The organism is Pseudomonas taiwanensis DSM 21245 (genome assembly GCF_000425785.1).
Lineage (GTDB): Bacteria > Pseudomonadota > Gammaproteobacteria > Pseudomonadales > Pseudomonadaceae > Aquipseudomonas > Aquipseudomonas taiwanensis.
Genome location: NZ_AUEC01000020.1, coordinates 12,233 through 24,304, shown reverse-complemented (window position 1 = coordinate 24,304; position 12,072 = coordinate 12,233). Strand labels below are relative to the sequence as shown.

Here is a 12,072-nt window from a genome sequence, read left to right as displayed (position 1 = left end):
TGCGCCGCGCGGGCGGCGCGCGATCTCAACCGCACCACACAATTACCGGCGAGCCTATCGAGGCAGCATCACTGCACGATCAAATTGTTGAACAGCAGGTCCTCGACGATCGGCTTGCCTTCCTCGGCCTCCATTACCTGCTGCACCTGTTTCAGCGCTTCCTGGCGCAGCTTTTCCTTGGCCTCTACATTGCTCATGTTATCCACACCCTGCTGGGTGAACAGCGCCACCAGCTGATTGCGAATCAACGGCTCATGGTGTTTGACCGCAGCAGCGGCGGCATCGCCCGTCACACGCAGGGCCACATCGGCTTTGTACACGCGCAGCTTAGGGCCACCATCGAGGGCATAGTTGCCGACGAAGGGCGGGCTCAGGCTGATGTAGGAGACCTTGGGCTCTCCTTCCTTGGCTTCTTCGGCCATGGCCGCCGCTGGCAGCATCAGGGCCAGTACCATCAAGATCCACGCTTTCACGAATTAGCTCCTCAATACAGTTGGCGCCAGCTTACCCAGCACGCCGCTCAAACCCAAGCTCCGGCTTATGCCAGCCCATCAGGCCGGGGCATGCTCGTTGACCGGGCAGGCGGCACTCCTACACTTATCGGCCACCACACGCAAAGGAATAGCCCCGATGAAAGCTGTGTTGTGCAAAACCCTGGGCCCTGCCAGCAACCTGGTAGTGGAGGAAGTGGCCAGCCCGGTGCCGAAGAAGAACGAGATCCTGCTCGACGTACACGCGGCCGGGGTGAATTTCCCTGACACCCTGATCATCGAAGGCAAATACCAGTTCCAACCACCACTGCCCTTCTCTCCCGGTGGTGAGGCGGCTGGTGTGGTGGCGGCGGTAGGCGAGAAGGCCGGCGCTTTCAAGGTCGGTGACCGGGTCATGGCGCTGACCGGCTGGGGCGCCTTCGCCGAACACGTGGCGGTGCCCTTCTACAACGTGATGCCGATCCCGCAGGGTATGGATTTCGCCACCGCCGCTGCCTTCGGCATGACCTACGGCACTTCGATGCATGCGCTCAAACAGCGCGGCCAACTGAAGCCTGGCGAAACCCTGCTGGTACTGGGTGCATCCGGGGGCGTCGGCCTGGCGGCTGTGGAAATTGGCAAGGCCATGGGCGCCAAGGTGATCGCTGCAGCCAGCAGCGCGGAAAAACTCGCCGTGGCCAAGGCTGCGGGTGCCGATGAAGTGATCGATTACAGCAAGGCCAGCCTGAAGGATGAGATCAAGCGACTGACCGGCGGCCAGGGCGTGGATGTGATCTACGACCCAGTGGGAGGCGAGCTGTTCGAACAGGCAGTGCGCGGGCTGGCCTGGAATGGTCGGTTGCTGGTGGTGGGGTTTGCCAGCGGCACCATCCCTCAGCTGGCGGCGAACCTGGTGCTGCTCAAGGGCGCAGCGGTGCTCGGGGTGTTTTGGGGAGCATTCGCCCAGCGCCAGCCAGAGGACAATGCCGCCAACTTCCAACAGCTGTTCGTCTGGCATGGCCAGGGCAAGCTGAAACCGCTGGTCTCGCAGACTTATCCACTGGCCGAAGCTGGGGCGGCTATCGATCGACTGGGGCAGCGGCAAGCTGTGGGTAAGTTGGTGGTGCTGGCCAAGTAGGGCTGGAAGCGTTCATTGCCTGTACCCGCCCTATCGCCGGCCAGGCGTCTGCTGAAGGGGGATGCTTGGGAAGGTACAGGCAGTGGGGAACTCAAACCTCGCGCAGGTTATGGCAGCGCCTGAAACGCGCCTCGAGGTTGCGATCCGGCATCTGGTGGCTGCGCAAGGCATTCAAGGTCTGCTCGACATAATCGCGCGTAGTGCCATAGCGCCCCTTGGCACTGGCCAGGATCTGGCTGAGCAAGGTATCCGGCAGGTTCCCTGCGTAACAGGGCAAATGCCGCTCCAACACGAACCCCAGGGCCTGGACCTTGCTCCCATCGCTGAGCCGGCAGCTCAACCAGTGCGGCCGATACGCCGGGTAAGGCATTTCGCGCTGCCACAGGGCCATCAGCGAGTCGTCCAGGTTGCTTTCATCAAGCCGGTAGGCAAAACCGCTGCAAGAGCCACCCCGATCCAGGCCAAACACCAGGCCGGGCGTTTCAGGCGTGCCACGGTGCTCATGCGACCACAAGTACAACCCACGGTGGTAACCATGCACCCGCGCGCGTTGGCGCTCCACGGAGTTGCATTCCGGGCGCCAGATCAAGGAACCATAGGCGAACAGCCAGACCGGGCCGCCCTGGTGCCGTGACATGGTCGTCTGCATGGAGTTGTACAGTTGCTCACGGGTCAGTTGTTGCCCGAAGTCAAGCGAGGGTGGATATGAAACTTTCCAGGATGAACTTTCAAGTGCCGACATAAGCTGCCGCCATGATTCCCTGTGAATAGCGCTTGTAGCGGAAAAGACGATTCAAGGCAGATCTTACTCTGCTGCCCATGCCAGCCAAATCGCCGGCTGGCCGGCTCCCGTGGAGGCGTCATGTCTAACTTAAGACAGCCACCGCCTTAGCTCAAGTATATGTCGAAATTTTCATGGGGCCTTCCGACGATTGGGAATTATTATTCCGAAAAACGCGAAAGTTATTAACCAAGGCGGTAATAGTTACCGCCTTATACCGACGCTTTCAAACTTCGGTTATTAACTGCGGGGGGCGTAGGCAAACACATCGGCACGCATACGGTGCGCGTCCATACCAGCCTCGACCAATGCATCGAGCGTGGCATAGACCATGTTGGGCGAGCCACTGGCGTAAACATGCACGGCATTCAGGTCGTCCATGTCTTCGCAGACCGCTTCATGCAGCATGCCGCAGCGCCCTTCCCAATCGCACAGGTCGCTGACGACCTTGTGCAAGTACAGATTGGGCAGGCGCTCCCACTCGTCCCAATGCTCGATGGCATAGAAATCTTCGGGGCGCCGCACTCCCCAGTACAGGTGGACCGGGTGCTTGAAACCTTGAGCGCGGCAATGTTCGACCAGGCTGTGCATCTGCCCCATACCCGTGCCCGCAGCGATCAATACCAACGGCCCGTCGGGCAGCTCGGCCAGGTGGGCATCGCCAAATGGCATTTCGATGCGCGCCACGCCATCACGCTGCAGTTGCTCGATCAATTGTCGGGCGCTGTCTTCGCGGACCAACACATGCAGCTCCAGGTCCCGCCCGCAATGGGGGGCTGAAGCCAGCGAGAAGGCCGCCTGCTTGCCACCCTTGCGCTCGATCATCAGGTACTGCCCGGCGTGGTAGCGCGGCGGCTTTCCGGCCGGCGCACGCAGACGCACGCGCCAGACATCGCCACCTACCTCGGCGCATTCGCTCACGGTGCAAGCCAGTTTACGCACCGGCAGCTCGCCCAACGCCAGCACACCATCCCACAGCAAGACACAGTCCTCCAGTGGCTCGGCAATGCAGGTGAACAGCTCGCCATGGTCACGGACTTCGCCATCCTGGCGCACCCGCCCCTCCACCAACAACGCGGCGCAGACATGGCAATTGCCATTGCGGCAGCTGTTCGGGCAGTCATAGCCCAGTCGCCGCGCCCCATCCAGGATCCGTTCCCCGGGTTCGAGCGCCAGCACTGCCCCGGACGGCTGCAACGTTACCTGCATCAATCTATTCCCAACTGATCCCACAGCTCATCGATACGGCGGGTGACCGCCTCGTCCTTGACGATGGCACGGCCCCATTCCCGCGTAGTCTCGCCTGGCCACTTGTGGGTGGCATCCAGGCCCATCTTCGACCCAAGCCCCGATACCGGCGACGCGAAATCCAGGTAGTCAATCGGCGTATTGTCGATCATCACCGTATCACGCTTGGGGTCCATGCGCGTGGTGATCGCCCAGATCACATCGTTCCAGTCGCGGGCGTTGATGTCATCGTCGGTAACGATAACGAACTTGGTGTACATGAACTGTCGCAGGAACGACCACACGCCCAGCATTACGCGCTTGGCGTGCCCTGGATACTGCTTCTTCATGGTCACCACCGCCATGCGGTACGAGCAACCTTCCGGAGGCAGGTAGAAGTCCACGATTTCCGGGAACTGCTTCTGCAGGATCGGCACGAACACTTCATTCAGCGCCACACCGAGGATCGCCGGCTCATCCGGTGGACGGCCGGTGTAGGTGCTGTGGTAGATCGGCTTCTGGCGGTGGGTGATGCGCTCCACGGTGAACACCGGGAAGCTGTCGACCTCGTTGTAGTAGCCGGTGTGGTCGCCATAGGGGCCTTCCGGGGCCATTTCACCCGGATGGATCACACCTTCGAGAATGATCTCGGCGGTTGCCGGGACCTGCAGGTCGCTGCCACGGCATTTGACCAGCTCGGTACGGTTGCCGCGCAGCAGGCCGGCGAAGGCATACTCGGACAAGGTGTCAGGCACAGGCGTGACCGCGCCAAGGATGGTCGCCGGGTCCGCCCCAAGCGCCACTGCGACCGGGAAAGGCTGGCCTGGGTGCTTCTCGCACCACTCACGGTAGTCCAGCGCGCCACCACGGTGGCTCAACCAACGCATGATGACCTTGTTGCGACCAATCAGCTGCTGGCGGTAGATGCCCAGGTTCTGGCGGTCCTTGTTGGGGCCGCGGGTGACGGTCAGACCCCAGGTGATCAGCGGAGCCACGTCGCCCGGCCAGCAATGCTGGATCGGCAGCTGGGTAAGGTCGACATCCTCGCCCTCGACCACCACTTCCTGACAGACCGCGTCCTTGACCACTTTCGGCGCCATGGACACGACTTTCTTGAAGATCGGCAGCTTGGACCAGGCGTCCTTCAAGCCCTTGGGCGGCTCGGGTTCCTTGAGGAAGGCCAACAGCTTGCCGATTTCGCGCAGTTCGTCGACCGACTCGGCGCCCATGCCCATGGCCACCCGCTCCGGGGTGCCGAACAGGTTGCCCAGCACCGGCATATCGAAGCCGGTGGGCTTTTCGAACAGCAAAGCTGGGCCCTTGGCGCGCAGGGTACGGTCACAGACCTCGGTCATTTCCAGGACTGGGGAGATCGGAACCTGGATGCGCTTGAGTTCACCGCGCTGCTCCAGGCCACGGATGAAGTCGCGCAAGTCGCGATGCTGCATGCATGAGCCTCGTATTGGCCGTATCGGTCGGGGTGCAGAGTGTAGCGCCGTTCAGGCCTTTATTGGGGGCAAAAATGATGTGGGGCCGCTTCGCGCCCCTTTCGCGAGCAAGCCCGCTCCCACAAGATCACACTGACCCTGTGGAAGCGGGCTTGCCCGCGAAGAGGCGCGAAGCGGCCCCAATCAATTCCAGCTTGAAGTGCTTACTTGCGCTTCATCGACAGGAAGAACTCATCGTTGGTCTTGGTCTGCTTGAGCTTGTCGACCAGGAACTCGATGGCAGCGACTTCGTCCATCGGGTGCAGCAGCTTGCGCAGAATCCACATGCGCTGCAACTCGTCGTCGGCGGTCAGCAGCTCTTCGCGACGGGTACCGGAGCGGTTGATGTTGATGGCAGGGAACACACGTTTCTCGGCGATACGACGGTCCAGGGGCAGCTCCATGTTGCCGGTACCCTTGAACTCTTCGTAGATCACCTCGTCCATCTTCGAACCGGTTTCTACCAGCGCGGTGGCGATGATGGTCAGCGAACCACCTTCCTCGATGTTACGGGCGGCACCGAAGAAGCGCTTCGGCTTCTCAAGGGCATGTGCGTCGACACCACCGGTCAGCACCTTGCCGGAGCTCGGGATCACGGTGTTGTAGGCACGGGCCAGACGGGTGATGGAGTCGAGCAGAATGACCACGTCCTTCTTGTGCTCGACCAGGCGCTTGGCCTTCTCGATGACCATCTCGGCCACCTGCACGTGACGGGTTGGCGGCTCGTCGAAGGTCGAGGCGACCACTTCGCCGCGCACGGTGCGCTGCATCTCGGTCACTTCTTCCGGGCGCTCGTCGATCAGCAGGACGATCAGGTGGCACTCGGGGTTGTTACGGGTGATGTTGGCCGCGATGTTCTGCAGCATGATCGTCTTACCCGCTTTCGGCGGAGCGACGATCAGGCCACGCTGGCCTTTACCGATCGGGGCGCACAGGTCGATGACACGGCCGGTGAGGTCTTCGGTGGAACCGTTGCCGGCTTCCATCTTAAGGCGCTCGTTGGGGAACAGCGGCGTCAGGTTCTCGAACAGAATCTTGTTCTTCGCGTTTTCCGGACGGTCGAAGTTGATGGTATCGACCTTCAGCAGCGCGAAGTAACGCTCCCCTTCCTTCGGTGGACGGATCTTGCCGACGATGGTGTCGCCGGTACGCAGGTTGAAACGGCGGATCTGGCTAGGCGAGACGTAGATGTCATCGGGGCCGGCCAGGTAGGACGCATCAGCCGAACGCAGGAAACCGAAACCATCCTGGAGAATCTCCAGCACGCCGTCACCCGAGATCTCTTCGCCGCTTTTCGCGTGCTTTTTCAGCAGGGCGAAAATCACGTCCTGTTTGCGCGAACGGGCCATGTTTTCGATGCCCATCTGTTCGGCCATTTCCAAAAGATCGGTAATCGGCTTTTGCTTGAGTTCAGTCAGGTTCATAAGGGGAGTGACGTAATCATGTAAGAAGGGAGAATTAAGCTTTGGCTTAATGAGGCCGCGCCGCTAGATGGCGACAGGATCGCGTACTGATTCGAATTAGGGATGCTTCGGCGACGGCGTGCAGAGGGCACTGAAGAAGCAGTGCGAGGCCGAATGTAACACTTGCATTTTTCGACGTCTAGTGGTTTTGACGAGGGAAATCGAACCTTTTGGGACCGGATTTAGCTGCGAAGGCATCGACCGGCTGAACCTTGGATTCGCGGGGGATCCCGCTCCCACAGGGTCGTCGAGCAAAAGAAAAGCCCCGCATTCGCGGGGCTTTTTCACATCACAGATGGGCGTCGAGGAACGCAGCCAGCTGGGATTTGGACAGAGCGCCGACCTTGGTAGCTTCGACGTTGCCGTTCTTGAACAGCATCAGGGTCGGGATGCCACGCACGCCATGCTTGGCCGGGGTTTCCTGGTTGTCGTCGATGTTCAGCTTGGCGACGGTCAGTTTACCTTCGTAGGTGGCGGCTATGTCGTCCAGAACCGGAGCGATCATCTTGCATGGACCGCACCATTCAGCCCAGTAGTCGACCAGCACCGGGCCTTGAGCCTGCAGGACTTCGGCTTCGAAGGTGGCGTCGGTGACGTGTTTGATCAGATCGCTGCTCATGGATATCTCCAGGGTCGTAAGCAAAAAACGTGGCCCATCATAGCCGCACAGGCTGCCTACAGGAAGTCACGGACGATTGAGTGTAACTATAGTTGTGCAAGACGCCGCGAATCGAAACCGTCACATAAGTGTCATAGCATCGAATGGCACATTGCCTTGCATCAAACCTTGGCGTGCCCCGCGTTGGCGACAGCCACGTATCGTGGCACGATTGCCAGGTTAACGACCGAGAACACTCAGATCATGCCGCAAACAACCGCGAAGAACCTGTCTCTGATCGCCGCCATCGACCTTGGCTCCAACAGTTTTCACATGGTCGTGGCCAAGGCTCACCACACCGAGATCCGTATTCTTGAACGGCTTGGCGAGAAGGTTCAGCTGGCCGCCGGCATCGGCGAGGATCGTCTGCTGAGCGAAGAAGCCATGCAACGGGGGCTCGAATGCCTCAAGCGCTTCGCTCAACTGATCAACGGTATGCCTTCCGGCGCCGTGCGCATCGTCGGCACCAACGCCCTGCGCGAAGCGCGCAACCGCAATGAGTTCATCCAGCGCGCGGAGGCCATTCTGGGCCACCCAGTGGAGGTGATCTCCGGCCGCGAAGAGGCTCGCCTCATCTACCTCGGTGTCTCCCATACCCTGGCCGACACCCCCGGCAAACGCCTGGTGGCCGACATTGGCGGCGGCAGCACCGAGTTCATCATTGGCCAGCGATTCGAACCGCTACTGCGCGAAAGCCTGCAAATGGGCTGCGTGAGCTTCACCCAGCGCTATTTCCGCGATGGCAAGATCACCCCGGCGCGCTATGCACAGGCCTACACGGCGGCGCGCCTGGAGCTGATGAGCATCGAGAATGCCCTGCACCGACTGACCTGGGATGAAGCCATCGGCTCGTCCGGCACCATTCGCGCCATCGGCGCCGCGATCAAGGCCTGCAACCTGGGCAACGGCGAAGTCAACGCCGAAGGCCTGGCCTGGGTCAAACGCAAACTGTTCAAGCTCGGCGACGTCGACAAGATCGACTTTGAAGGGGTCAAACCGGACCGCCGCGCCATCTTCCCGGCCGGCCTTGCGATTCTCGAAGCCATCTTCGACGCCCTGGAACTGCAACGCATGGACCATTGCGACGGTGCCCTGCGTGAAGGCGTGCTGTTCGACCTGCTCGGCCGCCATCACCACGAAGATGTGCGCGAGCGCACACTCAATTCGTTGATGGAGCGTTACCACGTCGACCAGGGCCAAGCTGCTCGCGTGGAGCGCAAGGCACTGCATGCCTTCGACCAAGTGGCCAAGGCGTGGGACCTGGAAGACGGTAACTGGCGCGATCTACTGGGATGGGCAGCCAAAATCCATGAAATTGGCCTGGATATCGCTCACTACCATTACCACAAGCATGGCGCCTACCTGGTCGAGCACTCCGACCTTGCCGGCTTCTCGCGCGAAGACCAGCAGATGATGGCCCTGCTGGTGCGTGGCCATCGGCGCAACATCCCCAAGGACAAGTTCGCCGAACTGGGCGAGGAAGGTGTGAAGCTGCTGCGTCTGTGCGTGCTGCTGCGTTTCGCCATTCTGTTCCACCACATCCGTGGCACCCAACAGATGCCCACCGTGTCACTGCAGGCTGGCGAGCAATCGCTGGATGTGGCCTTCCCCAATGGTTGGCTGGAGCAAAACCAGCTGACCCAGGCCGACTTCGCCAACGAAGCGGAGTGGCTGACCCGGGTCGGCTTCGTCCTCAGCGTACGTTGAGGACCGGGTTGCTCAGGCGCTCCAGCAGAGCGGCCTGGGCACTGCGAGGGTTCTGGTTACCGGTCGGGGCGGTGCGCACGTAGCGGCCGTCCGATTGCAGGACCCAGGCATGGGTGTTGTCGGTCAGGTAACCTTCCAGCTCCTTCTTAACCCGCAGCAGCAACTTCTTGCCTTCTACCGGGAAGCAGGTCTCCACACGCTTGTCGAGGTTTCGCTCCATCCAGTCGGCACTGGACAGGTAGATCTGCTCTTCGCCTCCATTGAGGAAGTAGAACACCCGGGTGTGCTCCAGGAAGCGGCCGATGATCGAACGTACCTGGATGTTGTGCGACACCCCGGGAATGCCCGGCCGCAGGCAGCACATGCCACGCACCACCAGGTCGATTTTCACGCCAGACTGGCTGGCCTTGTACAGCGCCTTGATGACCTTCGCATCGGTCAGCGAGTTGAACTTGGCGATGATGTGCGCCGGCTTGCCTTCGAGGGCGAACTGCGTCTCGCGGGCAATCATGTCGAGCATGCCCTTCTTCAACGTGAACGGCGCATGCAGCAGCTTTTTCATGCGCAGTGTCTTGCCCATGCCAATCAGCTGGCTGAACAGCTTGCCCACGTCCTCGGTCAGGGCATCGTCGGAGGTGAGCAGGCTGTAGTCGGTGTACAACCGGGCGTTGCCGGCATGGTAGTTACCAGTACCCAGATGTGCATAACGGACGATCTCTCCCTGCTCGCGGCGCAGGATCAGCATCATCTTGGCGTGGGTCTTGAAGCCCACCACGCCATAGATCACCACCGCGCCAGCTGCCTGCAGACGGCTGGCCATTTGCAGGTTGGACTCTTCATCGAAGCGCGCACGCAACTCGATCACCGCGGTGACCTCCTTGCCGTTGCGCGCTGCGTCCACCAACGCATCGACGATCTCCGAGTTGGCGCCGGAGCGGTACAGCGTCTGGCGCACGGCAAGCACATGCGGGTCCTTGGCAGCCTGTCGCAGCAGGTCGATCACCGGGGTGAACGACTCGAACGGGTGCATCAGCAGTACATCCTGCTTGCCGATCACGCTGAAGATGTTGTCGGCGTTCTGCAGCAGCTTGGGAATCGCCGGGGTGAACGGGGTGTACTGCAGTTCAGGATGGCTATCCAGGCCTGTGATGCTGAACAGGCGGGTCAGGTTGACCGGACCATTGACTTGATACAGCTCGCTCTCGCTGAGGCTGAACTGCTTGAGCAGGTAGTCGGACAGGTGCTTCGGGCAGGTGTCGGCCACTTCCAGACGCACGGCGTCGCCGTAACGACGCGAAAACAGTTCACCGCGCAAAGCACGGGCCAGGTCGTCGACCTCTTCGGAGTCCAGCGCGAGGTCAGCGTTTCGCGTCAGGCGGAACTGGTAGCAGCCCTTGACCTTCATGCCCTGGAACAAGTCGTCGGCGTGAGCGTGGATCATCGACGACAGGAACACATAGTTGTCGCCTGCCCCCCCCACGTCCTCAGGTACGCGAATGACCCGTGGCAGCAACCGCGGGGCCGGGATGATCGCCAGGCCCGAGTCGCGGCCGAAGGCGTCGACACCTTCGAGCTCGACGATGAAGTTGAGGCTCTTGTTCACCAGCAACGGGAACGGGTGCGTCGGGTCGAGGCCAATGGGGGTGATGATCGGCGCGATCTCGTCGCGGAAGTAACGACGCACCCAGGTCTTGAGCTTGGGCGTCCAGTAACGGCGGCGGATGAAGCGGATCTGGTGTTTTTCCAGCTCCGGCAACAGCACATCGTTGAGGATCGCGTATTGACGGTCCACCTCGCCGTGCACCAGCTCGCTGATCCGTGCCAGCGCCTGGTGCGGCTGCAGGCCATCGGCACCGGCTTGTTCCCGGGCAAAGTTGATCTGCTTCTTCAGGCCGGCAACACGGATTTCGAAGAATTCGTCCAGGTTGCTGGAGAAGATCAGCAAGAACTTGAGGCGTTCGAGCAGCGGATAGGACTCATCCAGCGCCTGCTCCAGCACTCGGATATTGAATTGCAGCTGCGAAAGCTCGCGATGAATGTACAGGCTGCTGTCGTCCAGGCTCGGAATGGCGATTGCCGGTGCTGGCGCGGGGGCTGGCGTGGCAGTGGCCTCGACCACAGGTTCCGGTGCCTCTGGCAGGTCCGGCGGGGTCTGCACCATTTCTTCGGGAAGAGCCTGGGCGTCCTTGATCGCGACAGGGGTTAGCACTTCATTATTCATCTGGCGTTCCTGGAGGACGTTAACGCCCTATCATCAATTGAGCGGCACGATAAGCGGCCATTATGACGCCTGTGTTACATACCAAGGCAAGTCGCGACTTATGGCCGCAGGCATTGTCCGCACAGGGATTGTTCACGTCGAGACACATTTGGACACTTTCACGAATGCGCGCGAAGGGGTAGGCTGCGCGTTCATTTCGCCAGCACCTCAGAAAATGCTTCAACAATTCCTGCAGGATTTCGGCTACTTCGCCCTCTTTCTTGGCACCTTCTTCGAAGGCGAGACCATCCTGGTGCTTGCGGGATTCCTTGCGTTCCGCGGTTACATGGACATCAACCTGGTCGTGCTGACCGCGTTCTTCGGCAGCTACGCTGGCGACCAGCTGTGGTACTTCATGGGCCGTCGCCACGGCCGCAAGATTCTGGCGCGCAAGCCCCGCTGGCAGGCCATGGGCGACCGAGCGCTGGACCACATTCGCCGACATCCCGACATCTGGGTGCTGAGCTTCCGCTTCGTGTATGGCCTGCGTACGGTCATGCCGGTAGCGATCGGGCTGTCCGGCTACCCGCCGCGCCGCTACTTGCTGCTCAACGGCATCGGTGCTGCGGTCTGGGCCCTGGCATTGGGCGCGGCCGCCTATCACTTCGGCGCCATCCTCGAAGGCCTGCTGGGCAATGTGAAGAAGTACGAGCTATGGGTGCTTGGCGGCCTTCTGGTGCTGGGCGGCCTGTTGTGGCTGCGCCGACGGTTCCGCACCCTGCGTGCCGAGCGCAAGGCGGCGGCAAATGGCCAGGGCCCAGAGGCAGGCCAAGCTGTAGGCCAGGAGCAAGCCCCAGACCAGCACCGTGACCGGCGCTAAGCCCAGCACGCCAGCCAGGTAGAGCGCCGGTACGTTGCAGACCAGGCGCGCCAGTTCCAGA

Annotated in this window: 10 protein-coding genes; 3 read left to right on the top strand and 7 right to left on the bottom strand. The window is 61.2% G+C overall.

Annotated features, from left to right (window positions below; genetic code table 11):
• Positions 1-68 precede the first annotated feature (68 nt).
• Positions 69-473 carry a flagellar basal body-associated protein FliL gene (locus H620_RS0109040; protein ID WP_023382973.1) on the bottom strand — a complete coding sequence of 135 codons (405 nt, stop codon included), beginning with the start codon at positions 471-473 and terminating at the stop codon, positions 69-71.
• 157 nt (positions 474-630) lie between these two features.
• Here H620_RS0109040 and H620_RS0109035 point away from each other — a divergent pair, with 157 nt between their 5' ends.
• Positions 631-1,608: an NADPH:quinone oxidoreductase family protein gene (locus H620_RS0109035; protein ID WP_023382974.1), complete on the top strand. Its 978-nt coding sequence runs from the start codon at positions 631-633 to the stop codon at positions 1,606-1,608.
• A gap of 91 nt (positions 1,609-1,699) precedes the next feature.
• On the opposite strand, the gene H620_RS0109030 is transcribed toward H620_RS0109035, so the two are convergent.
• From H620_RS0109030 to trxA, 5 genes are all read right to left on the bottom strand, one after another.
• On the bottom strand, positions 1,700-2,350 hold the full coding sequence (locus H620_RS0109030; protein ID WP_027907207.1) for a gamma-glutamylcyclotransferase: 651 nt from the start codon (positions 2,348-2,350) through the stop codon (positions 1,700-1,702).
• A 279-nt stretch (positions 2,351-2,629) separates the two neighbouring features.
• Positions 2,630-3,598, bottom strand: coding sequence for a CDP-6-deoxy-delta-3,4-glucoseen reductase (locus H620_RS0109025; protein WP_023382976.1), 969 nt, complete (start codon positions 3,596-3,598; stop codon positions 2,630-2,632).
• Positions 3,598-5,064 carry a 4-hydroxy-3-polyprenylbenzoate decarboxylase gene (gene ubiD, locus H620_RS0109020; protein WP_027907206.1) on the bottom strand — a complete coding sequence of 489 codons (1,467 nt, stop codon included), beginning with the start codon at positions 5,062-5,064 and terminating at the stop codon, positions 3,598-3,600. Before ubiD ends, H620_RS0109025 begins: the two co-directional genes overlap by 1 nt.
• Positions 5,065-5,267: 203 nt before the next feature.
• Entirely contained in the window at positions 5,268-6,527 is a 1,260-nt protein-coding gene (rho, locus tag H620_RS0109015; RefSeq protein WP_023382978.1) for a transcription termination factor Rho, read from the bottom strand.
• A gap of 328 nt (positions 6,528-6,855) precedes the next feature.
• Positions 6,856-7,185 (bottom strand): thioredoxin TrxA, encoded by a 330-nt coding sequence (gene trxA, locus H620_RS0109010; RefSeq protein WP_016392405.1) that lies wholly within the window; start codon positions 7,183-7,185, stop codon positions 6,856-6,858.
• 243 nt (positions 7,186-7,428) lie between these two features.
• On the opposite strand from trxA, the gene ppx reads away from it, so the two are divergent.
• Positions 7,429-8,931 (top strand): exopolyphosphatase, encoded by a 1,503-nt coding sequence (gene ppx, locus H620_RS0109005; RefSeq protein ID WP_027907205.1) that lies wholly within the window; start codon positions 7,429-7,431, stop codon positions 8,929-8,931.
• Here ppx and ppk1 read toward each other — a convergent pair.
• Positions 8,918-11,152, bottom strand: coding sequence for a polyphosphate kinase 1 (ppk1, locus tag H620_RS0109000; RefSeq protein WP_027907204.1), 2,235 nt, complete (start codon positions 11,150-11,152; stop codon positions 8,918-8,920). The two genes, ppx and ppk1, sit on opposite strands and share 14 nt — an antisense overlap.
• Positions 11,153-11,366: 214 nt before the next feature.
• Here ppk1 and H620_RS26340 point away from each other — a divergent pair, with 214 nt between their 5' ends.
• On the top strand, positions 11,367-12,011 hold the full coding sequence (locus H620_RS26340) for a DedA family protein (protein WP_162144444.1): 645 nt from the start codon (positions 11,367-11,369) through the stop codon (positions 12,009-12,011).
• Positions 12,012-12,072: the final 61 nt, after the last annotated feature.

What these genes read in the sequence shown, in the direction of transcription:
- rho (WP_023382978.1), bottom strand. Translation starts at nt 6,527, where the DNA reads ATGAACCTGACTGAACTCAAGCAAAAGCCGATTACCGATCTTTTGGAA.
- ubiD (WP_027907206.1), bottom strand. Translation starts at nt 5,064, where the DNA reads ATGCAGCATCGCGACTTGCGCGACTTCATCCGTGGCCTGGAGCAGCGC.
- H620_RS0109025 (WP_023382976.1), bottom strand. Translation starts at nt 3,598, where the DNA reads ATGCAGGTAACGTTGCAGCCGTCCGGGGCAGTGCTGGCGCTCGAACCC.
- H620_RS0109030 (WP_027907207.1), bottom strand. Translation starts at nt 2,350, where the DNA reads ATGTCGGCACTTGAAAGTTCATCCTGGAAAGTTTCATATCCACCCTCG.
- trxA (WP_016392405.1), bottom strand. Translation starts at nt 7,185, where the DNA reads ATGAGCAGCGATCTGATCAAACACGTCACCGACGCCACCTTCGAAGCC.
- H620_RS0109035 (WP_023382974.1), top strand. Translation starts at nt 631, where the DNA reads ATGAAAGCTGTGTTGTGCAAAACCCTGGGCCCTGCCAGCAACCTGGTA.
- H620_RS26340 (WP_162144444.1), top strand. Translation starts at nt 11,367, where the DNA reads ATGCTTCAACAATTCCTGCAGGATTTCGGCTACTTCGCCCTCTTTCTT.
- ppk1 (WP_027907204.1), bottom strand. Translation starts at nt 11,152, where the DNA reads ATGAATAATGAAGTGCTAACCCCTGTCGCGATCAAGGACGCCCAGGCT.
- ppx (WP_027907205.1), top strand. Translation starts at nt 7,429, where the DNA reads ATGCCGCAAACAACCGCGAAGAACCTGTCTCTGATCGCCGCCATCGAC.